The organism is Nocardia miyunensis NBRC 108239 (genome assembly GCF_001613065.1).
Lineage (GTDB): Bacteria > Actinomycetota > Actinomycetes > Mycobacteriales > Mycobacteriaceae > Nocardia > Nocardia miyunensis.
Genome location: NZ_BDBQ01000031.1, coordinates 89608 through 112112 on the forward strand (window position 1 = coordinate 89608; position 22505 = coordinate 112112).

At 67.0% G+C, this 22505-nt stretch carries 19 protein-coding genes; 8 read left to right on the plus strand and 11 right to left on the minus strand.

The window, feature by feature from the left end; all coding sequences use genetic code 11:
• Nucleotides 1-28 precede the first annotated feature (28 nt).
• Nucleotides 29-1534, minus strand: a complete 1506-nt coding sequence (locus NM2_RS13160; protein WP_169816171.1) for a plasmid pRiA4b ORF-3 family protein — start codon at nt 1532-1534, stop codon at nt 29-31.
• A gap of 243 nt (nt 1535-1777) precedes the next feature.
• Nucleotides 1778-2350 carry a TetR/AcrR family transcriptional regulator gene (locus tag NM2_RS13165; protein WP_067668202.1) on the minus strand — a complete coding sequence of 191 codons (573 nt, stop codon included), beginning with the start codon at nt 2348-2350 and terminating at the stop codon, nt 1778-1780.
• Between the two features lie 162 nt (nt 2351-2512).
• On the opposite strand from NM2_RS13165, the gene NM2_RS13170 reads away from it, so the two are divergent.
• On the plus strand, nt 2513-3097 hold the full coding sequence (locus NM2_RS13170; protein WP_067668204.1) for a hypothetical protein: 585 nt from the start codon (nt 2513-2515) through the stop codon (nt 3095-3097).
• Between the two features lie 373 nt (nt 3098-3470).
• Nucleotides 3471-5342 (plus strand): oxidoreductase, encoded by a 1872-nt coding sequence (locus NM2_RS13175; protein WP_067668206.1) that lies wholly within the window; start codon nt 3471-3473, stop codon nt 5340-5342.
• Nucleotides 5343-5470: 128 nt separating this feature from the next.
• Here the strand turns inward: NM2_RS13175 and NM2_RS13180 are convergent, their stop codons facing one another.
• Entirely contained in the window at nt 5471-6394 is a 924-nt protein-coding gene (locus tag NM2_RS13180; protein ID WP_067668208.1) for an NmrA family NAD(P)-binding protein, read from the minus strand.
• Between the two features lie 101 nt (nt 6395-6495).
• On the opposite strand from NM2_RS13180, the gene NM2_RS13185 reads away from it, so the two are divergent.
• A complete protein-coding gene (locus NM2_RS13185; RefSeq protein ID WP_067668211.1) occupies nt 6496-7068 on the plus strand; it encodes a TetR/AcrR family transcriptional regulator in 573 nt (190 codons plus the stop codon).
• Nucleotides 7069-7117: 49 nt separating this feature from the next.
• Here NM2_RS13185 and NM2_RS13190 read toward each other — a convergent pair whose 3' ends face one another.
• From NM2_RS13190 to NM2_RS13225, 8 genes are all read right to left on the minus strand, one after another.
• Entirely contained in the window at nt 7118-7567 is a 450-nt protein-coding gene (locus NM2_RS13190) for a type II toxin-antitoxin system VapC family toxin (RefSeq protein ID WP_067668213.1), read from the minus strand.
• A complete protein-coding gene (locus NM2_RS13195; RefSeq protein WP_067668215.1) occupies nt 7557-7784 on the minus strand; it encodes an AbrB/MazE/SpoVT family DNA-binding domain-containing protein in 228 nt (75 codons plus the stop codon). The genes NM2_RS13190 and NM2_RS13195 overlap by 11 nt, the downstream gene beginning before the upstream one ends.
• Before the next feature lie 312 nt (nt 7785-8096).
• Nucleotides 8097-9266, minus strand: a complete 1170-nt coding sequence (locus NM2_RS13200) for a lipid-transfer protein (RefSeq protein ID WP_067668217.1) — start codon at nt 9264-9266, stop codon at nt 8097-8099.
• Nucleotides 9263-9679 carry a MaoC family dehydratase gene (locus NM2_RS13205; RefSeq protein ID WP_067668219.1) on the minus strand — a complete coding sequence of 139 codons (417 nt, stop codon included), beginning with the start codon at nt 9677-9679 and terminating at the stop codon, nt 9263-9265. Before NM2_RS13205 ends, NM2_RS13200 begins: the two co-directional genes overlap by 4 nt.
• Entirely contained in the window at nt 9676-10620 is a 945-nt protein-coding gene (locus NM2_RS13210; protein ID WP_067668221.1) for a bifunctional MaoC family dehydratase N-terminal/OB-fold nucleic acid binding domain-containing protein, read from the minus strand. Before NM2_RS13210 ends, NM2_RS13205 begins: the two co-directional genes overlap by 4 nt.
• 9 nt (nt 10621-10629) lie before the next feature.
• A complete protein-coding gene (locus NM2_RS13215; protein WP_067668223.1) occupies nt 10630-11799 on the minus strand; it encodes an acyl-CoA dehydrogenase family protein in 1170 nt (389 codons plus the stop codon).
• Nucleotides 11784-12863, minus strand: coding sequence for an acyl-CoA dehydrogenase family protein (locus tag NM2_RS13220; RefSeq protein ID WP_067668310.1), 1080 nt, complete (start codon nt 12861-12863; stop codon nt 11784-11786). The genes NM2_RS13215 and NM2_RS13220 overlap by 16 nt, the downstream gene beginning before the upstream one ends.
• A gap of 27 nt (nt 12864-12890) precedes the next feature.
• Nucleotides 12891-15179: an acyl-CoA dehydrogenase family protein gene (locus NM2_RS13225; protein WP_067668225.1), complete on the minus strand. Its 2289-nt coding sequence runs from the start codon at nt 15177-15179 to the stop codon at nt 12891-12893.
• 146 nt (nt 15180-15325) lie between these two features.
• Here NM2_RS13225 and kstR point away from each other — a divergent pair, with 146 nt between their 5' ends.
• From kstR to NM2_RS13250, 5 genes are all read left to right on the plus strand, one after another.
• Entirely contained in the window at nt 15326-15985 is a 660-nt protein-coding gene (gene kstR / locus NM2_RS13230) for a cholesterol catabolism transcriptional regulator KstR (protein WP_067668227.1), read from the plus strand.
• 267 nt (nt 15986-16252) lie between these two features.
• Nucleotides 16253-18826, plus strand: a complete 2574-nt coding sequence (gene otsB / locus NM2_RS13235; RefSeq protein WP_067668229.1) for a trehalose-phosphatase — start codon at nt 16253-16255, stop codon at nt 18824-18826.
• 181 nt (nt 18827-19007) lie between these two features.
• Nucleotides 19008-19898, plus strand: coding sequence for a metal ABC transporter solute-binding protein, Zn/Mn family (locus tag NM2_RS13240; protein ID WP_067668231.1), 891 nt, complete (start codon nt 19008-19010; stop codon nt 19896-19898).
• A 741-nt stretch (nt 19899-20639) separates the two neighbouring features.
• Nucleotides 20640-21386: a metal ABC transporter ATP-binding protein gene (locus NM2_RS13245; RefSeq protein ID WP_084530901.1), complete on the plus strand. Its 747-nt coding sequence runs from the start codon at nt 20640-20642 to the stop codon at nt 21384-21386.
• Nucleotides 21383-22300, plus strand: coding sequence for a metal ABC transporter permease (locus NM2_RS13250; RefSeq protein ID WP_067668233.1), 918 nt, complete (start codon nt 21383-21385; stop codon nt 22298-22300). Before NM2_RS13245 ends, NM2_RS13250 begins: the two co-directional genes overlap by 4 nt.
• The last annotated feature ends 205 nt before the right edge of the window (nt 22301-22505 follow it).

A 22505-nucleotide genomic window follows, 5' to 3' on the forward strand; every position in this document is an offset into this window, starting at 1 on the left:
ATGCCGTTCCAGGTTGATACATCGGCGATTATTCGACCAGCGCGGCCTTCGCGAACAAGCGCGCTCCATGCGTCGGTTCGGTATGCAGGCCAAGACGATCCGCGCGCCGAAGTAGACCAAGCCTGTCGAGCATGTACCGCACGTGCCGTACTCCTGCGGCGGCATCGGCTGAGGTGCAGCGGATATTGTCGGCGGAGCACCAGCCCAGCGCCGTCAACGATTGCGCGGTGACGTCGACGGGTTCCCCGGCGCCGCCCGCGAGCGCGCACAGATAGAAGAGCCCGGCCTCTCGTTCGAAGGTGTTGCGAGTCAGTTCGGAGGTCCTCGCGGCGAGATGTCGCCACAGCGCGGCCGGATCCTCCCGCAGGGACTGAGCTTTCTTCGTAACCTGCAGTCGCCCACGATGTTTACGAATCAATCCAAGTTTCTGCGCGGACTCGCGAAGCTCGAGCACCTGCGGCGTCATGTCCTCCCGATTCCCCTTACCGATCCAATGCTCATCCATCTCCAGCTCAGTGAATACGGCCGAGACCACACGTGGCGGCAGATAACCCGCCTGCGTCAGCGCGACCCCGTCGACGCCGATGTGGTCGAGCAGGCACCGATACGGCAGCACGACACGCTCGGCCTCATCCGCATCGATCTGTACGGGGCGATCGAATTCGGTTCGACCGATGAGCGTCAACAGTTTTCGCCGAGCGGTGGAGGCCGGCAACCGAGCCCAGAGCGCCGCGAGTACCGCGGGCGCATGCAGTATCGCGCCATCGGCCTCATCGGGCCGCGGCGCAGCCTCGCCGGTACCGAATTCCGTTAGGGCAGAATTGATTCCGTCGATATCGAACGGTGTGGGCCGAAAGTGATCCAGATCGACGTCCCCATGCCACTCGCGGAAGGTCCGTAGCGCCTCGGCGTGATCGGGATGTCCAGCATCGGCTGCCGCGGCGACGAGTTCGTATCCGCCTATCCCACCGCAGTCCTCGGGTGGCCCCGGGCGCCGTCCAGCCGTGCACATCGCCCGAGGAGTCGCGGCAGTGCGCGGCAGGACCGCCTCGAGTTCGAGCATATGCAGCCAGTCGTCACCGAAGTCATAACAGTAGGACAGACAATCCTCGGGATCGACCAGCAACTCGTCCAGACGAACACGCTCCTCCGCCACCCCGCCGTCGTCCTCCTCGAGCATGAACGGGCACAGGTACCGTTCGACCTCGAGATCGTGATAGGCGGATCCGCTACGAAATTCGTGCAGATGGCTGTCCGTCCAGCCGAAGGCGGCCTGCAGTACCTCGTGCAGTTCGTCGAGAAACAGATCCGATGACAGTTCTAAACGACGCCACAGGGGAGGCGCGGCGCCCCGCAGGTCGACCCGCACCCGGTAGGTCACCGCCTCGGCTCGGCGTGGACGTCGCGGCGAGGGGACGGGGTGGACATAGCGATCGCCCAGCGTCGACGACTTGCTCGGCGCGGCATCGAACACTCTTCCTGGAACAGCAGCCGGGAAGTCGCTGACGTTTGAAAACCTGGCGTCGTCGGTCACGCCGCGAGGATACGCAGGCCACGTCGAGGCGTGGTGCGGCACTGCTTGCGCACACTGGACAGAGTGGTAAACGGGGTCCGCACCGACATCGGCACATACACACCGCTAATTCATTGCGCGCCTTGATGACACCCCCGTTCGCGCGCCTTCAATATCATCGGGTGCTTCGACGGCGGACGTCGAAGCACCGCGTAACCGCCCGCACCGTGGGAATTCTCTCCGGTGCCGACTATCACGATTGGTTCAGCCTTCCGCACCCTGGCCGCTGCGGTATCCCAAGAGTCCTTCGACACCCCGCAGGAACGTCTCGCAGATGGGCTTCGGGTCCGTCAGACACCCCGCCGCCATGGCCCCGTCTCGGAGCATGACGAAGTGGCGGGCGGCGGGGTCCGCATCGGGTTTGCCTGTGGCGGTGAAGAGTTCGGTCATTGTGGTGAGGAACCATTGGCGGTGGTCGAGGACGGCCTGGTGGACGGGGTGGGTGGGGTCCGGGAATTCGGCGGCGGCGTTGAGGAAGGCGCAGCCTCGGAAGCCGTCTCGTTGGATGTCGTCGGCGATGGATCGGGCGACGGCTCGGATGATGTCGTCCGGGGTCGCGTTCGGGGTGCGGGCGGCGTCCACCTGGGCTCGGACGGCCTCGTCGGCTTGCTTCAGGTAGGCGACGAGGAGGTCGTTCTTGCCCGGAAAATGCCGGTAGAGGGTGGCTCGGGTCACCTTCGCCTCACTGACCACTCGCTCGACGCCCACCGCGTGCAGGCCCTCGGCGTAGAAGAGGCCGGTCGCCGTGTCGAGCAGTCGTGACCGTGCTTCCGACATCGTTCCCATCCGTTCGGTCGAAGTGATGTTTCCAGGCTAGCAGAAAGAACGATCGGTCTTGACATCGGCGAGCTGTTGCCGCACGCTCAGATATACCGATCGTTCTTTCTCTCTGCCGGGACGTCGGAATCATCCACCGCTCCACCACTCGAGAGGGACCTGATGTCCAGTTCATTCGCCACCGACGCTCGCGACATCGACACCGCGGCCGTCGCCGACAGCACCAAGGCGCTGCGAAACCTGTACTACGCGCGATTCGGCTTCGCCATCATCTGGGCGGTGCTGATGACGACGGTCGCCAAGACGATCAGCCCGGGAACCGTTGCGCTGCTAGTGATCTATCCACTCTTCGATGTTGCCGCGGCCGTGGTCGACTTCCGTTCCTCGGGCGCCACCCGGGCGAAGGCGCCGCTCTACATCAACATGGGGTTGAGTCTGCTCACCACCATCGGCATGTGCGTCGCCGTCACCTCTGGAATCCCGAATGTGCTTCGCGTGTGGGGTATTTGGGCGATCACCGCCGGCATCGTCCAGTTGGTCGTGGCTATCCTGCGCTACCGGCTCGGTGGTCAGTGGGCGATGATTCTCAGTGGGGGCATTTCCGTTCTCGCCGGGAGCAGTTTCATCGCGATGGCCGGTGGGCCGAAGGCCGCGCTCACCTCACTGGCCGGTTACGCGGTCCTGGGCGGGGTTTTCTTCCTGATCTCGGCGATTCGGTTGCATCGCGGCGCGGCGCGGGCGAAGTGATGTGACATTCGCGGCCTCGAAGGCCGCTCGCTATCGCCCACCGCACCTGCCCAACCCGCGTCGAAGATGCAGTTTGCCGACGGCATCACCCTGCCGTCGGGCGCGAAGACTCTGTGGCACCACTGTCCGGAGGCGTCGGCCAGTGTGCAAACAGTGAGCTCGACGGGTTGCGACGATGCCGTCAGCGTATCCGCTTCATCTGCCTGTCCGGCGCGGCCGTTCGACCGGCTGCTGCGGGCAGGCAGACTCGTTCGCACCGACGATCGCATGCGTTTGCCCAGTTCATCGCGGCGTGTCAGCTGGATTGCGCGACGGAGTCCCGGTGATCGGGAATGGTGCGGTGACTCTCGGCCGAGAGACCTAGCGTTGGTTTGTGACCCGTAAACCGGCTTTTCCGCACCTGCTCGCTCCCGGGACCATCGGGCCCGTCACCGTGCCCAATCGGGTTGTGCTGCCCGCGATGGATATGAATCTGTGCGCGGACGGGGAGATCGAGCAGGAGGATATCGAGCATTTCGTTGCTCGGGCGGCCGGTGGGACGGGGCTGATCATCACCGGGTGCTGCGCCGTGGCCTATCCGGTCGGATGCGCGAGCACGAAAGAGCCTGGGCTGTCGGAGGATCGGTTCATTCCGGGACTCAGGGCTCTCGCCGATGCCGTGCACGCCGCGGGAAGCAAGTTGTGTGTGCAGATGACACACCACGGGAAGATCGCTCGGATCGATACCGTCGAAGGTCGGCCGCTGTTGGTGCCGTCGGCGCCGAGTGGGTCTGCCGACCTTTCCGCGTTGGCGGACAACACTTCTGACGAGATGCGAAAGATGGCGGCGGTCACGGGCGGTAAGCAGGCCACGTACCGCGAGGCCACCCAGGACGATATCGATTGGGTGGTGCGATGTTTCGCGTCGGCGGCCCGTCGGGTGCGGGCGGCGGGCGGCGACGCTGTCGAGATTCACTGCGCGCACGGCTACATACTCGGCGGATTCCTGAGCCGGGCGGACAACAAGCGCACCGACGGATACGGTGGGGCGCTGGCGAATCGCGCACGTTTGGCGGTCGAGGTGAAGAAGGCGGTGTCCATTCCGGTGATCACCGTCGGCCGGGTACTGCCGGAAGTCGGCGAAAAGGCGATCGCCGAGGGGCGAGCTGACTTCGCCGCGATGGGACGACAGCTGCTCGCCGATCCGGAACTGGTGAACAAGCTCGCGGCCGGGACACCTGAGAACGTCCGGCCCTGCATCAATTGCTATGTCTGCGTTCAGGAGAACTTCTGGGACGACACCCCCATCTGTGCGGTGAATCCCGCCCTGGGCAATGAGAAACTGCTGCCGCTGTCGCCTGTCTCGACTCCGAAACACGTCGTCATCGTCGGAGCGGGCCCCGGCGGCTTGGAGGTTGCCCGCCTCGCCGCCGAGCGGAGACATCGAATCACACTGCTGGACAAGACAGATCGACTCGGCGGCACGCTCTGGTTCGCCAGCCTCACCACGCCGGACAATCAGCGACTGTTGAACTGGCTGAAGGTCCAGGTCGAGCGGCTCGACATCGATATCCGCTTGAACACCGAGGCCACCGCGGCCTCGATCGCAGCCCTGAATCCGGACGTGGTGGTGGTAGCCACCGGCGCGGTGCGCGGACGCCCGGGCGTTCCCGGCGGCGATCTGCCGCACGTCCATACCGGAGACACCCTGCGCGCCTTGATGACCGGGTCCGGCGACGTCTCACAAGTGCCGCCGCTGCTCCGTACGATCGCGAAACTCGGCAAGCTGTCCGGCATCACCCGAAGTCCGGCCGCCATCCGCACGGTGACCCGAAGATTCCTGCCGATGGGCAAGAACGTCGTGGTGATCGGCGGTTCGCTTGTGGGACTGGAACTCTCGGAATTTCTCGCCGAGCGTGGCCGCAACGTCACATTACTCGAGGAGGGGCAGCAACTCGGCGTCCCCATGGCCATGCCCCGCCGCTGGACAGCGGTCCGCCACGCGAGCGAACACGGCGTAACGATCCACCGACATGCGACGGTGCAACGAATCACCAAGCAAGACGTCGAGTTTCGTGTTGCCGACAAGACGATGACGGCCCCGGCGAACATGGTCGTCGTCGCCTCGAAGGTCTCCGCCCAGGCCTCACTCGCCGAAGCCCTCGAAGGCGCGGTTCCCGAGGTACACGTCATCGGAGACGCCGCCGAGGTCGATTACATTCAGGGAGCAATTCACTCGGCGTGGAAAGTCGCCGCCAAGCTGTGAATATCGCCTCGCGGCCAAGTCGGGATGCGGACCGGGGATCACTCGCGTGCCGAGCGCCCGGACGGTCTCGGCGAAGTTCGCGGATCGTCGGGCTCGACACAGTTGCCCACCTGCCTCGGGCACGACTCTCAGGCGACGGGCCGAAGGTACCGACGGGCCCATTCCTCGAAGCTGGTGACGGCGATACCGAGATCCCTGGCGTACTCCGGACGAGCGGGCTGAGGGACCACGTTCAGCAGATCCAGACCAGCACCCATGGCAGGCATTCCGGCGGCCAGGGCTTGTTCCTCTGTCATATTCGGTGCGAACAGAGGCGTGTTCAGCACGCGGGAGAGAACTTCGGCGATTTCGGTCATCGTCAAAAGGTCACTGGCCAATTCGAGCTCGACGCCGTCGAACCGCTCGGGGGCGGTGAGGGCCGCAGCGGCCGCGCGGCCGATGTCGTCCACCGCGACCAGCGATAGGCGGGTTTCAGGGGCGATGACGCCCACCAGGCCGCCTTCGATGCCACGCGGGAACAGGTACGCGACGGAGGGCAGGAAGTTCTCCATGAATGTCGCGGGCCTGAGCAGCGTCCAGTGCGGGAAGCCCGCCGCACGAACCCGGTCCTGGAGCGCTGCCTTCGCGGCCAGACTGGCCTCGGCCATCGGCCAGCGCCCCTTGATCCAGCGCGGGTCCTCGGTGCGCTGCCCCGCACCGGATACGGAGGTGTGCACGAACTGCGACACCCCCGCGGCCCGAGCACCCTCGATGAGGTTGACCCCCTGCGCGATCTCACTGTCGAAATCTGGCCCTGCCGTGGTGAATTCGGGCATCTGCACGGAGAACACCGCCCGCGCCCCTTCGGCTGCCCGGATGATCGAATCGCGATCGCGCAGATCGCCGGTGACCAGTTCGGCGCCGAGCGCCGCGGCAGCCTCGGCTCGCGCGGTGTGCGGATCGCGGACCAGCGCCCGAACTCGAACGCCCGCGTCGAGCAGGGCGCGAGCAGTCGCACCACCCTGCTGGCCTGTGGCGCCGGAGACCAGAACTGGTGCGGAAACTGTGGACATGATGCCCCTCACGTGCGGATTCACTAAACGGCGAGGCCCGCCGTTTATCTTCATCTAAGATATGGCGGGGCCCGCCGTTTAGCAACCCAGGAGGTGAGGTCGTGCCCGAACACCAGCGCGCCGACGCCCGTCGCAACTACGCACGCGTCCTCGCGGTAGCGGAGGAGGAGATCGCCGCCCACGGCGCCGGAGCGTCCCTGGAGCAGATCGCCCGCATCGCGGGAGTCGGTTCGGGGACCGTGCGCCGCCACTTCCCCACCCGCCGCGCACTGCTGGAAGCGGTCTCGCACAAGAGAATCGAAGCGCTGTGCGCCCGCGCCGAGGAGCTGATCGATTCCGCGGACAGCCGCAGCGCGTTGCTGGACTGGCTGGGCGACGTCCTCACCTATTGCATCAGCGCACGAGGACTGGCGGCCGTACTGGCCCGCGACAGCGCCGGAACCGACCCGGTACACGACAACGCCTGCTCCACAGCCCTGGAAGAGGCCGGAAACCCGTTGCTGCGCCGCGCGATTCAGCAAGGCACCGTAGCGACCACCGCAACCGTCGAGGAACTGATCATGCTGATCGTCGGCATCGCCCTCACCACCGAGGGCTGCACCGATCCCGCCCCCCAGGCCGACCGGCTGTTCGAGCTGACGATCGCCGGTCTACCCACAGGACGACCGACGTAGCCCGGACCGCGCGAACCGGTTGTACGACCGGCCCCGAGGAAGCGGCGAATTATGGTCCGGCGGGCGCGATCACTCGCAGGCGCGGAAAGTAGGTCCTGAAACGCACCGCATCCCGAGTGAGCAATCGATACCCGGCAACCACCGCATGCGCACCGATGTAGAAGTCCGGAAGTGGGTTGCGCTTCTCTCCACCCTTCCGGCGGTAGGCGACGAACGCCTTGCCGGCCACGAATCCGGCCGCATACGGCAGGTCTTCCCGTCCCAGTTCGCTCTCGGGAAGTGCCGCATCGAGATCCTCGATGGTGTCGAAACCGGCAGCGACCTCGGCGTAGACGATCGGGTTGATGACCACCGACCCGAGATCGCGAGCTCGGGCAAGCGCATCTTCGGACCAGTCCGCCCAAGTGGGATCGTCGGTGAGAACATCGAGCAGCACACACGAATCCACCAGCGTGATCGGACGATCAGGAACCGCTCGAAGGACGGGCTCATTCGCCACGGAAAAGTTCCATCAGCTCATCGGTTGTCATCTTTGTCGTGGCGCGACCGCGCATATGCTTCGCTAGGCGCTTACCGCGGCTCTCCGCCCCTTCTCGCCGCACGATCTGCAGAGCACCGCCCACCTCGACGACATCCACCTCATCCCCCTCTTCCAGCGCATATTTGTGCCGCAACTCCGCGGGAATCGTGACCTGCCCCTTGCTGTTGAGCCGCATCGGCCACCTCCCGTAATACGTAATACCAACGATACGTATTACGCACCTGAGCCGCAACAGCCGATCAACTGCTCCGTACCGACAGGATCAACTCCGAGGCGATGCGCTTGTCACCGCGACATAGGGGCAGCGCGACTCGTTCGCCGAGAGCCGCAACTCCGACAGGCAATCAGCAGACACCGACGTCCGCGAGCGTGGCACTGACAATTCGGAGCCGGAGAAACGTGGCTCCGAAAAACATGGACGGACTGTTCACGCCGACGGCCCGCACCCCGGGGCATGCGCGGGCCCTCGGGGTACGGGGTTCGAGGGTCAGCCCGCGGTGAGGACCAAACCGGATGTGGGGACGCCGGTTCCCGCGGTGACGATGATGTTCTGGACATCGGGGGCCGGGTTGACCGAGGTGCCGCGGATTTGGCGGACGGCCTCGGCTATGCCGTTCATGCCGTGGATGTAGGCCTCGCCGAGTTGGCCGCCGTGGGTGTTCAGGGGGAGGCGGCCGCCTACCTCGATCGCGCCGTCGGCGATGAAGTCCTTGGCTTCGCCGCGGGCGCAGAAGCCGAGTTCCTCGAGTTGCATCAGGACGAACGGGGTGAAGTGGTCGTAGAGGATCGCGGCCTGCATATCCGATGGGCCCAAACCGCTTTGGGCCCAGAGCTGTTCGCCTACCAGGCCCATTTCCGGCAGTCCGGTGAGGGCGTCGCGGTAGTAGCTGGTCATGACGTACTGGTCCGCGCCGGAACCCTGTGCGGCACCGGCGATTACGGCCGACTTCTGTGGAAGATCGCGGGCCCGTTCGGCACTCGTGACGACGATGGCCACGCCGCCGTCGGTCTCCTGGCAGCAGTCCAGCAGATGCAGCGGCTCGGCGATCCAGCGCGAGTTCTGATGATCTTCCAGGGTGATCGGCTTACCGTAGAAGTGGGCCGCCGGGTTCACCGCCGCGTGCTTGCGATCGGCGACCGCGATAGCACCGAAATCCGCACTGGTAGCGCCGTATACGTGCATATAGCGCCGGGCGACCATGGCCACCTGCGCGGCGGGGGTGCCCAGGCCCTGCGGGTATCCCCATGCCGCGTCCACACCCGAGGAGGTCGGGGCCGCGGCCAGGTGAGTGGCGAACTGGCCGAACCGATGTCCGGACCGCTCGTTGAAAGCGCGGTATGCCACAACGACATCGGCGATTCCGGTGGCCACCGCCATGGCCGCCTGCTGCACGGTCGCCGCGGCCGCACCGCCGCCGAACGGAATATTGCTGAAGAACTTCAGATTCGGCACGCCGACCGCACGGGCCACGGCGGCCTGGGTGTTGGTATCCATGGTGAACGTCGTGAGCCCGTCCACATCCGCGGGCGTCAGCCCGGCATCGGCCAGCGCGGCGGTGACCGCCTCCGCGGCCAGACGCAATTCGCTGCGGCCCGAATCCTTCGAGAAGTCGGTGGCGCCGATACCGACGATGGCGGCCTTGCCACTGATACTCATGGGTTCTCCTGCAACTCGATCACGGCCTTGGCGGTGATGTGGTCGCCGAGGCTGTCCCGGCCGACCACGTCGATGTGGACCTGCGGGCCCTCGACGGCGGTCACGGTGCCGCTCAACGTCAGCGTGTCACCCGCGTACAGCGGCACGCCCAGCCGCAGGGCCAGCGATTTCACGATCGCCCCGGGCCCGGCCCAATCGGTTACGAACCGCTGCACCAGACCGGTATCGGTGAGGATGTTGACGAAGATGTCCTTCGAACCGCGCTGCACCGCCTTGTCCCGATCGTGGTGCACGTCCTGAAAGTCCCTGGTGGCCAGGGCGGAACTGACCACGAAGGTCGGATCGGCGTGAATCACCAACTCCGGCAGCGCATTTCCGGCCTGCACCGCCGATGGTCGCAAAGTCCCGGTCATCGGACCGCCTTCCAGTACGGCAGCGTGTTGTCATCGTCGAGCTTCTCGAAGCCCACCTCGACCGGCATCCCGACCTGCACCTCGCCGGGCTCGGCCCCACGCAGGTCACCCAGGACGCGCACGCCCTCCTCGAGTTCGACCAGGGCCACCACGAACGGCAACGTGCGTCCGGGCACCTTCGGCGCGTGATGTACGACGTAGCTGAAAACCGTGCCGCGACCCGACGCCACCACGTAGTCCGGCGTCTTGTCCTTGTCCTGCCACAGCGCCGGAATCGGCGGATGACGCAGCGAACCGTCCGGCAGGCGCTGAATCCGGAGCTCGCCGAGTTTCGCGCCCTCCCAGAAGAACTCGGTGTCCTTGGAGACGATCGGCCGGACCCGCTTGCTCAGGTCATCCTGCGGTGCAGCGGCTTTGCCGGTGCCGGGGATGAATTTCAGCATCCGGAAGGACATCTCGGTGACGGCCTCGTCCCCGACGTACCAGGTCAGCAGGTAGGTGGCGAACCAGCCCTCGCCCAGCGCGGTGCGCTTGGGGCCGACCAGATCCTTCAACCGGGTCCGCGCGTACGGCCGCTCTCCCAGTCGCAGATACCGGTGGTAGGTCTGCTCACAGTTGGTCGCGACCACCGAGGTGTATCCCGCGGCGTCGAGCAGATCGTTGACCGCGTTCATCGGATCGTCCGAGGGCCGCGCCCCGTGCAGGCCGGGCATGGTCCACACCTGCGCCATCGCGGGCGGCGCGACGATGCCCGGATGTCCGGCGGCGCGCGCGGCCTCCTCGTCGACGTAGATCGGGTTCGCGTCGCCGATGGCCTCGATCCAGTTGTTGATCATCGGCTGATTCACCGGATCGCGGCCGTAGCGCGGGGCGCATTCGCCCTCGGCCATGATCCGATCCCCGGCGGCGGCGATCTCGTCGGCTGTGCTGGTTTCCGGCACTCCAGGCTCCTATCTCGGTACGCGTGGCAGCTGCAGACCGGCGGTGGCGATCAGTTCGCGCATGACTTCGTTGACGCCGCCGCCGAAGGTCACCACCAGGTTCTGCTTGGTGCGCCGGTCCAGCCAGCCCAGCAGATCCGCGGTCGCGGGTTCGGCGGGATCGCCGTAGCGGCCGACGACCTCCTCGGCCAAACGCCCTGCCTCCTGGAGGGATTCGGTCGAATAGACCTTGGTCGCCGAGGCGTCGGCGATGACCCCGTTGGGATCCTCCGCCGCCTGATCGGCCTTCGCCGCGACCTGCCAGTTCAGCAGCTCGTTGAGCCGCACCATGGCGTGCAACCGCCCCAGTGCGCGCTGCACACCGGACTCGCCCAGCACGTTCTGCGCCTTCGCCCAATCGTGCACGCGATCGTAGAGCTGCTCGATCTTGCCCGACGGCCCGAGGCCCACCCGCTCGTGATTGAGCTGGGTGGTGATCAGCTTCCAGCCCCGATTCTCTTCGCCCACAATCATATTCGCTGGTACGCGGACGCTGTCGAAATACGTCGCGTTGGTGTGGTGCGCGCCGTCGCAGGTGATGATCGGGGTCCAGGAGTAGCCCGGATCGGTGGTGTCCACGATCAGGATCGTGATCCCGCGATGCCGTGATTCGGTGGTGCCGGTGCGACAGGCCAGCCAGATGTAGTCGGCCTCGTGCGCGCCGGTGGTGAAAACCTTCTGCCCGTTGACGATCCAGTCCCCCGCACTGTCGCGCACCGCGCTGGTGCGCAACGCGGCGAGGTCGGTTCCGGCTTCGGGTTCGGAGTAGCCGATCGCGAAATGGATATCGCCGGAAAGGATTCCGGGCAGGAACTTCTTCTTCTGCTCGTCGGTGCCGAACTGTTGCAGCGTCGGGCCGACGGTCAGCAGCGTCACCAGCGGCAGCGGGACGTCCGCCCGCACCGCCTCGTTGTAGAAGATCTGCTGTTCGACGGGCCCGAATCCCTGGCCGCCGAACTCCTTCGGCCAGCCGACGCCGAGCCAGCCGTCCCGGCCCATCCGCCGCACCACCGCGCGGTAGGCGTCGCCGTGCCGGTTCACCAGCATCTCGGCCTCCTCCTCGGGAGTCACGAGATCGGCGAAGTACGAACGTAATTCGGCGCGTAGGTTGCGCTGTTCGAGCGTCAGATCGATGAACATCTCGCCCCCAGACGGTCCAGCCGGAACGATTCGCCGCCGAGCCAGCGGGCGATGTCCTTGGCCTGTGAGTAGTAGCGATGCAGCGGATGGGTCACGTCGACGCCGATACCGCCGTGCAGGTGATGACATTTCTGCATGGCCGCAGGGAGATCCGAGGCGACCGCGTACGCGAGCACCTCGAGGTCGTCGTCGACTCTGTGTTCGATGGCCTCCGCTTCGCTCGGGCCGCTGCCGAGGTGGGTCGCCAACGCCCAGTTCGCCGACACCGCCGCGACGTGCAGCGTGCGCGACACGACGTAGACGTCGGCGATTTCCTGTGCCACAGCCTGGAATTCGGCCAGCGGGCGGCCGAACTGCTGACGGGTCCGCAGATGTTCGGCGGTCAGCGTCAGCACACCCTTGAGCAGCCCGTCGGCGACCGAGCCGATCGAGGCCAGTGCCAGCCGGTGCAGCCCCGCGACCCCGATGGGCAGCAGCTGCTCGGCGGGGATGATCACATCGTCGAATTGCACGGAGAATTCCGGGAACCCGGCCGAGGTCGGGCTCTCGACGCGACCGATTCCGGTCGCATCGCCGTCCACGACGGCCAGGCCCGCATCGGTGGGCACCAGTATCCACTGCGCCTGATCCGCGTACGGCACAGCGGTTTTGCGACCGGAGATCCGCACCGAAGCACCCTCGGCCACGGCGGTCGTCTTCGGTTGGGTGGTGAACGGCGCGCCCGGCTCGTGCAGGGCGGCGGTGAGCACCGACCCCTTGATGACAGCGGGAAAGATCTTCTCCGCCAAGGTATCCGGGATATTGCCCACCAGCGGCAGCACACCCAGCCCCAGCGTGGCCAGGGCGGGCACCTGCACCGCGTCGGTGGCCAGCTCGGTCAGCATCGCCGACACCTCGAGCAGGCCCATATCGTCGCCACCGAAACGTTCGGGAAGCGGGACGGCCAGCAGACCACTGTCGACGAGGGTGGGCCAAAGCTCGATATCACGCTCGGTATTGCGTTCCAGCAAGCTTACGACAACCTCGGCGACAGCGTCCTGGCTCTCGTCTCTGTTGAAGTCCAATTCCATGCTCCAGATCGAGGTGTGGACCTACGCCTGCGGTTCGCGCGGGAGTCCGAGTATTCGTTCACCGGCCACCGTCAGCAGGATCTGCTCGGTACCGCCCGCAATCGACAAACAGCGTGTCAGCAGGAATTCTTTCACCACATCGATGTCCTGCGCACCTGCCGTACCGGCCAGTTCGACGGCGAATTCGGCGACCGCCTGCCGGTGTCGCACACCGACCAGTTTGCGCACGCTGCTCTGCGGGCCGGGATCCCCGCCGGCGAGCATGCGCTGCGCCGCACGAGTCTCCAGCAATAGTCCGGCAACAGCGTCGGAGACCAGTTCGCCGATCCGGTCGGCGATCAGCTCCGCACCCGGGCCCGAGGTCGGGGCCGCGGCGATGAGTTCCTCCAGGGCGTCACCGATTCCGCTGCCGCCCATGGCAACTCGCTCCGAGGACAGCGTCGAGCGCGCGATCTTCCACCCCGCGCCGAGCTGGCCGACCAGGCCGTCGTCGGGGACGAAGACGTCGTCCAGGAACACCTCGGAAAAGCGCGCCTCGCCGGTGATCTGCACCAGCGGCCGCACCTCGATGCCGGGGCTGCTCATCTCCACCAGGAAGTAGCTGATACCCCGGTGCTTGGGTGCGCTGGCATCGGTGCGGGCCAGGCAGATCGCCCAGTTGGCCACATTGGCCAGCGAGGTCCACACCTTCTGCCCGCGCAGCCGCCAGCCGCCGTCCACGCGCGTCGCGGTGGTGCGCAACGCCGCCAGATCCGATCCGGCCTCCGGCTCGCTGAACAGCTGGCACCAGATCACCTCCCCGCGCAACGTCGGCCGCGCGAAACGTTCGATCTGCTCCGGACTGCCGTGCTGCAGCAGCGTGGGCACCGCCCAGTTGCCGATCGTGATGTCCGGCACCGTGATTCCGGCCTTGCGGACCTGTTCGTCGATCAACGTGCGCAGGATCGGCCCCGCACCCCGGCCGTACGGCGCGGGCCAGTGCGGTGCGAACAGGCCGGTGTCCACCAGCGCATCTCGCTGCTGCTCGACCGGAAGTGCGGCGATACGAGCGATATCCGCGCCGAGTTCGGTCGCCTGCGCGGCGTCCAGCCCCAGCGCCGCCCATGCCTCGGCGTCGTTGCGAATGTCGTCATCGGCACTCGCGTCGGACCCCGCGAGCGAACCCAGCGCGACACCCAGATCCAGCCCGACCGTGCGGCGGTCACCGCGGCGCACCAACTCGGTCACCCGGGCCCGCCACCGGGCCGAACCGCCCAGCAGCTGCCGCAGCGCGACCGCGCGACGCAGATAGAAGTGCGCGTCGTGCTCCCAGGTGAAGCCGATGCCGCCGAGCACCTGGATGCAGTCCTTCGCGGTCTGCACCGCCGCGTCCAGCGAGATCGTCATCGCGATCGCGGCCGCGATCGGGAGTTCGGGATTGCGTCCCTGATCGACCGACGCTGCGGCCGCGGCGTCGGCCGCGACCGCGCGGATCAGCTCGGCGCGGCACAGCATCCAGGCGCAAATGTGCTTCACCGCTTGGAATTCGCCGATCTTGCGGCCGAATTGTTCACGGACCTTGGCATATTCGGTGGCGGTCTCGAGGCACCACCCCGCGATACCGGCGGCCTCAGCGGCGATCAGCACCGCGGCGAGATCCCTTACGGCATAACCGGGTTCGAAGATGTGCTCGGACGGCACCCGAACCTCGGCGCATGCCACCCGGGCCAGCGGAGTGCTGTGGTCCAGCGGTTCGAGCGGGTCGATGCGCAGTCCGGCCGCATCCGGCGTGATCAGGCACCACACCTCCCGATCGCCGCGCAGCACCGGCAGCAGGACCGCGCCGCCGGGGGCCGCGCCCAGCACCGCGGACCACGTGCCGGTGAGATCCAAGTCACCGGATCCGTTGTCCTGCACGCCAACCGGATCTTCCAGTGCGACGCCGCAGGGCGTATCCTCGGCCACAGCCGCGCCGGTGACCATACCGGCCAGGGCGGTCGAGAGGACCGGACCACCCACCAGATCGTGCGCCGCCTGCTCGATCAGCACGGCCAGATCGCTGACCGTACCGTCGGCGCTGTCGTCGCCTTCGGCCACGGCGACCCGGAAGATGCCGAGCCCTACCAGACTCGGCCAGTACGCACGCCAGGAATCGGCCGCGAGATGCGCATCGGGACCGACCAGGGAGGTTACAAGGTGACCCTCCGCTGCCGCATTCGACCCCGACCCGGCCGCTCCAGCGCGCATTGTTGCAATCGGGGCGACCGTCGTCGCCCACGCGCTCATCGACTCCTGAACGGCTTTATGCTCGTCAGTGGTGGCGATGGTCACACTCCATACCGCCTTTCCGGCGTGACTCCCACACCTAGAACATGTTCTAATATCCTCATCGGGCGGATGTCAACCGGCGTCCCACCAAACAGACGAGACGCACCTCGCCCACCGGATGAGGCTTGTGCAGGAAAGGACTTTCATCGATGGCCAGTCCCTCCCGAGAGCAGGCAGCAGACTCGGGGGCGCAGAACGGCGGCCGTTCACGCGCGACCCCGGTGTCCACGCTCAGTGAGGACGAACTGAGCTCGACCGCGCAGCGCGAACGCCGCAAACGCATCCTCGACGCCACCTTGGCCCTGGCCTCCAAGGGCGGGTACGACGCGGTGCAGATGCGCGCGGTGGCCGAACGTGCGGATGTCGCGGTGGGGACGCTCTACCGGTACTTCCCGTCCAAGGTGCACCTGCTGGTGTCGGCGCTGGCCCGCGAGTTCGAGCAGTTCGACAGCAAACGCAAACCGCTGGCCGGGCAGAGTCCGCGCGAGCGCATGCACCTGATGCTCACCCAGGTCACCCGGGCCATGCAGCGCGACCCGCTGCTCACCGAGGCGATGACCCGCGCGTTCATGTTCGCCGACGCATCCGCCGCCGCCGAGGTGGACCGGGTCGGCAAGGTGATGGACCACTTCTTCGCCCGTGCCCTGAACGAGGACGAGCCGTCCGAGCGCGATCTGGCCATCGCCCGGGTGATCAGCGACGTGTGGTTGTCGAATCTGGTCGCCTGGCTGACCCGCCGTGCCTCGGCCACCGACGTCGCCGAACGCCTGGAACTGACCGTCGACCTGCTGCTCGGCTCACAGGCCTGATCGAAACCGGGTCGGAGATTCACACCGAATCGGGGTGACTCGCCGACCGAACCGGGGTGACTCGCCGACCCGAACCGACTCGCCAGGTTTGAGCGGTTTGTCGCGGCTTACCTATGGCTAATAAGGTGACGCACCGCAGGAGACCTCACAATCGGGTATGCGCGCGTGCCGATACGTCGGCGACGTGCGCGAAACACGTGAGCAACCCCCACCCAGTAAGGTTTCTCGCGCCCCCGGTATTTCTCCTCCGATCACAAGGTTGGATGCGTGAGCGCACAGGATCTGCCAATCGAACTTCGCCGTGCGTTGTCGGCGGTGGCCCGCATGCCGCGGCTACTGGTCGCATCGGACTACGACGGGACACTCGCGCCCATCGTCAGCGACCCGGCGAAAGCCTATCCCCATCGTGAATCGGTGAGCGCCCTGCGCGCGCTCGCCGGCCTGACCGCCACCACGGCGGCCGTCATCTCCGGCCGGGCGCTGCGAGATCTCGCGGCTTTATCCCGGCTCCCGGTCGAGGTGCAGCTGATCGGCAGCCACGGCTCGGAATTCGACGTGGGTTTCGTCCATGCCATCGACAACGACGCCCGAAAACTCCTGCAGGAGGTGCAGAACTCGCTGACCCACATCGCCCAGGACAATCCGGGCGTATCGGTCGAGGTCAAACCGGCCAGCGTGGCGCTGCACGTGCGCAATGCCGCACCCGAGGTCGGGCGTCGCGCACTACAGCAGGCGAGCCAGGGGCCGGCCAGCTGGGTGGGCGTGCAGGTGACGGAGGGGAAATCGGTCATCGAACTGGCCGTCATCCAGACCGACAAGGGCGCCGCGCTGGACATCATCCGGCATCAGGAGGGCGCGTCGGCGGCGGTGTTCTTCGGCGACGACGTCACCGACGAGAAGGCGTTCGCGCGCCTGGCCGGGCCGGATGTGGGCATCAAGGTCGGCGACGGCGAGAGCCGGGCCGGATATCGGGTCGCCAGTACCGAGGAGGTGTCCAAGGCCCTGGCGTTCCTGCTCGAGGAGCGCCGCACCTGGCTGGCCGGCGCCTCGGCCCCTCGAATCGAACGGCTGACCATGCTGGCCGGCCCCCGAGCGAAGGCCCTGGTCACCCCCGATGGCACGATCACCTGGCTGTGCCATCCCGAACCGGATTCCGCGGCGGTGTTCGCGCATCTGCTCGGCGGACCGGAGTCCGGGCATTTCACCATCGTGCCCGAGCGGCCCGGGCTGCCGCTGTCCCAGCGTTACATCGACGGCACCATGACCGTCGAAACCCGTTGGGCCAGTTTGCAGGTCGTGGACTACCTGCCGCACGACGTGGCGGCCGAGCGGACCGATCTGACTCGCGTCATCACCGGTGACGCCAAGGCCGTGGTCACCTTCGCGCCGCGTCCGGAATTCGGTCAGGTGCCCGTCACACTGGTGCAGGAACCGGCCGGACTGCGCGTGCACGGCACCAACGATCCGATCGTGCTGCGTTCACCGGGCGTGCAGTGGACCATCCTGGAGGAGGGTATCCACCACGTCGCCACCGCGGTCGTGGATCCCTCGCGCGGGCCGGTGGTGCTCGAAATGCGTTGCGGCACTTCTGATCTCGCACCCGCGATGGTGAGCGAGCCGGATCGGCGCGACGAGGCCGAGCGGTACTGGCGCGAGTGGGCCCAGCAGCTCGAGCTGCCGCCGCTGAAGCCGGACCTGATGAAGCGTTCGGCGCTGACCCTGCGCGGTCTGGTGCACGCGCCGTCCGGATCGATCATGGCCGCGGCCACCACCTCGCTGCCCGAGGACATCGGCGGCGTGCGCAACTGGGACTACCGCTACTGCTGGCTGCGCGATGCCTCGCTCACCGCGCACGCGCTGGTCACGCTGGGTTCGCTGACCGAGGCCGAGCAGTTCCTGTCCTGGGTGCACGGCGTGCTCGAGACACTCGCCGGACCCGAGCGCCTGCACCCGCTGTACACGCTCTACGGCGAGACGCTCGGCCCCGAGGCCGTGCTGGACCAGCTGCCCGGTTACGCCGGATCCCGGCCGGTCCGAGTGGGTAACGCGGCCAATATGCAGGTGCAGCTGGACGTGTTCGGCCCGATCGTGGACCTCATCGCCGCCCTGGCCGAGGCCCGCGAGCACAAGGGCATCGTGGACCCGGCGCAGGTACTGCCCGATCAGGACTGGGAGCTGGTCACGGCCATGGTGTCGGCCGTGCAGCGGCGTTGGAGCGAACCCGACCACGGCATCTGGGAGATTCGCGGCAACCCGCGGCACCACGTGTACTCGAAGGTGATGGGCTGGCTGACCGTGGACCGCGCGGTGCGGCTCGCGGCCAAGTTCGGCCGTCCGACCGAGCCGGGCTGGATCGAACTGCGCGACACCATCGCCGAGGAGGTCAAGGCCAAGGGCTGGAACGAGGAGGTGCAGTCCTACACCGCCGCCTACGACGGTTCGGATCTGGACGCGGCGACCCTGCACATCGGGTTGAGCGGGCTGATCGAGCCGTCCGATCCGCGGTTCGCGGCGACGGTCGTGGCGACCGAGGCGGAACTGCGCAGCGGGTCGACGGTGTACCGGTACCACCACGACGACGGGCTGCCCGGCGGCGAGGGCGGGTTCCATCTGTGCGCCGCCTGGCTGGTGGAGGCGTATCTGCTGATCGGCAAGCGGGCCGATGCGGAGGCGTTGTTCGCCCAGCTCATCGATGTCGCGGGCCCGACCGGGCTGCTCAGCGAGGAGTATGATCCGGTTGCCGAGCGATCGCTGGGCAACCATCCGCAGGCGTACAGCCACCTGGGTTTGCTGCGGTGCGCCCAGTTGCTGAGCCAGCCGGTGCCGGCGCTGGCGCAGTGATGCGCTAGTCCGCGCGAGATCTGCCGTACGGCCCGTCCGGTTCGGACGGGCCGTTTCACGTCGAGGCGGGCGTGCGCGGTGTCACAGGGACGAATCGGACAGACGATACCGCCGGTTCTGGACACGTGAGCTACTCTATTGGAAATCGTTTCCGTTATCAGTAGTGCCAGGAGTGCCCCGCGTGTCCAGAAGTGTCATCGCTCGAGTTGCTGTCATCGCATTAGGGGTTGCTACCGCCGCAACACTGACCGCATGCGGAAGTTCGAAGAACGCCTCCGGCAAACCGTCCATCGTCGCTTCGACCAACGTCTGGGGTAGCGTCGCCGCCGCCGTCGCAGGTTCGGACGCCGAGGTCACGTCGATCATCTCCAGCCCGACCGACGATCCGCACTCGTATCAGACAACCCCCCTCGACGCCGCGAAGATCCACGACGCCGACCTGGTCGTCTACAACGGCGGCAACTACGACGGATTCGCCGAGAAGGCCACCGACGGGCGCGGCAAACCCACCATCGACGCCTTCGCCCTGCGCCCGGCCACATCGGCGAAGGACGAGAACGAACACGTCTGGTACGACGTGAAGACCGTCGCCGCGGTCGCGACCAAGATCGCCGCGGAACTGAGCGCCCTCGACAAGGCGCACGCGCAGGCGTACACCGATCGCGCGATCCAGTTCGATTCCAAGCTGAAGAACATCAGCGCGATCACCGACCAGATCGCCACCGACCATCCCAAGGCCGCGGTCCTGCAGACCGAGCCGATCGCCCACTACCTGCTGCTGGCCGCCGACGCCGACGACCGCACCCCGCACCCCTTCGAGGAGGCCATCGAACAGGGCACCGATCCCGCCCCCGCCGACCTGGCCGCCGTCCGAGACCTGTTGAACGGCAAGCAGGTTCGCGCCCTGGTCTACAACATCCAGACCGAGGACAAGACCACGCAGAACGTCGCGGCCACCGCGAAGGCCGCCGGAATCCCCGTCGTGAACGTCACCGAAACCCTGCCGGAGGGCACCGACTATCTCGGCTGGCAGACCGCGAACGCCAAGGCCCTGGCCGCGGCCCTGAACTGATCGGCAATGCCCATGTCAACACGGACCTCCGCGGAAACCGCCGCGCTGGAATCGAATTCGGATGCCACCGCCTCGGGTGCATCCGGCAACAGCGTCGGCCGAGCCGCCGAGTCGGTCACCGCCGGAGCGGCGAACGACTCCGCGAGAACCAGCGACGCCGATCGCCGGGCGACGCCTCGGGCAGACGAGAACGGCCACCGCCGAACCGGCTCCGCTGCCGCTGATGAGCAGTTCGACAGCTCGACCGATACGGCGTCGGAGTCCGATTCCCCGCTCACCCGCGCCTTGGACCCGGCGGACTGCCCAATCTGCGGGCCGACCGAATCTCCGAACGCCGAACTCCAGGGTTCCGTCGAGCAGAGATCGGCCGTGGCGACACGCGATGATCCGAACGAGACCTCCTCGACAGCGATGGAATCCGCTGGCGCCCGAGGCGATGGCGCAACCGGCGGATCCACCCGGGCGAGCGAGCCGGGCGAATCGACCGAGGAAATCTCCCTCGTCACGACGGCCGACAAGGTCGAAACTTCCCCTGCTGAAACAGAACCCGTTCCGGCTGGTGAACTACGGGGATCGGCCGGTCCGGCGGCGGTCGTGGACGCGATCGAAACTTCCTCTGCGACTTCGGAATCCGCCGTCTCCGACACGAGCGCCGAAGATGTGCGGACGGCCTCGGGCTCTGCGGGGGATCGCGCGGCAGTGGTGCGGTTGCGGGGGGCGCGGTTGGCGTACGGGGAGCGGATGTTGTGGGACGGGCTGGATTTGGCGGTGCGAGCGGGGGAATTCATCGCGATTCTCGGGCCCAACGGGTCGGGGAAGACTTCGCTGCTTCGGATGTTGCTGGGGCAGGTCGCGCCGAGTGCGGGGGCAGTGGAGATCGCGGGAGCGCCTGCGCGGGTGGGGAATCCGCATATCGGGTATGTGCCGCAGCAGAAGACGATCGACGCGGGAGTTCGGCTGCGCGGGGTTGATCTGGTGGGGCTCGGGGTGGACGGACATCGGTGGGGGTTGGGGTGGCGCGGGCGTAAAGAGCGGCGGCGCAAGATCGCCGAGGCGGTGGCGCAGGTTGGGGCGCGGCATTACGCGCACGCGCCGCTGGAATCGATGTCCGGCGGCGAGCAGCAGCGGCTGCGGGTGGCACAGGCATTGGTCGGCGATCCGCGGGTGCTGCTGTGCGACGAGCCGCTGCTGAGTCTGGACATGGCCAATCAGCGCCTGGTCGCCGAGTTGATCGACGCGCGCCGCCGCAGTCACGACACGGCGGTGCTGTTCGTGACGCACGAGATCAATCCCGTTCTGCCGCTGGTGGATCGGGTGTTGTATCTGGTCGACGGGAAGTTCCGGATCGGCACGCCGGACGAGGTGATGACCTCCGAGGTGCTGTCGGAGCTGTATCGCACCGAGGTCGACGTGCTCCGGGTGCGCGGGCGGCTGGTCGTCGTCGGGACCGGGGACACCATGGACGCGCTCGGCGGAGAACAGGCATGAACGAGAAACTCACCGACATATTCACCAAGCTGCTCGACTTCCACACGACCGCGGATCTGCTGTCCTACGACTTCGTGCAGCAGGCGGTGTTGGCGGCCGCGCTGCTGGGCCTGCTGGCCGGGGCGATCGGCCCGCTGATCGTGAGCCGTCAGATGTCCTTCGCGGTGCACGGCACCAGCGAGCTGTCCCTGACCGGCGCGGCGGCGGCGCTGCTGGCCGGGATCGGGGTGGGCGCGGGGGCGATCATCGGATCGGTGGTCGCGGCCGTGCTGTTCGGTCTGCTCGGATCGCGTGCGCGCGAACGTGATTCGGTGATCGCGGTGGTGCTCTCCTTCGGGCTCGGACTCTCGGTGCTGTTCCTGTGGCTGGGCCCCACCCGCGCCGGATCGAAGTTCTCGCTGCTCACCGGACAGGTGGTCAGTGTCGGCGACAACGGCCTCACCCTGCTGTCGGTCTGCACGGCCGGTGTGCTGGTGGTGCTCGCATTCGTCTACCGCCCACTGCTTTTCGCGAGCACCGACCCGGAAGTGGCTGTCGCGCGCGGCGTCCCGGTGCGGGCACTGTCGGTGGTCTTCGCCGTGCTGCTGGGCATCACCGCCGCATTCGGCGTCCAGATCGTCGGCGCACTGCTGGTGCTGTCCCTGCTGATCACCCCCGCCGCGGCCGCCGCACAGCTCACCGCGAGTCCGCTGCGCGCCGCGGTCCTGTCCATCGTCTTCGCCGAACTCGCCGCGGTCGGCGGCATCATTCTGTCCCTGGCCCCCGGCGTCCCGGTGTCGACCTTCGTCACCACCATCTCGTTCGCCATCTACCTGATCTGCCGCGCCATCGCACCGCGTCTCGATGCCGGTCGTCGCACGCGAGCACACACGGTGGCGCCCACTCCGGTCGAGGCGAGTTCCACGCCGAGCTGAGGCACTCCCGCCATTCGAGTTCGGCATGCCCGCAGGTTCGCTGGGATACGAGACTCTCGGTGCGCACCACAGTGTTTCGATCACATCCAGCGGACCTGTGCGCACTTCGACCGGTTGCCCCCGCAACACGGCTCATGCCGGAAACGCGCGGACAACACCGAGACACCATGATCCGTATCGATGTAGGGCGCGGACGCCGACGGCC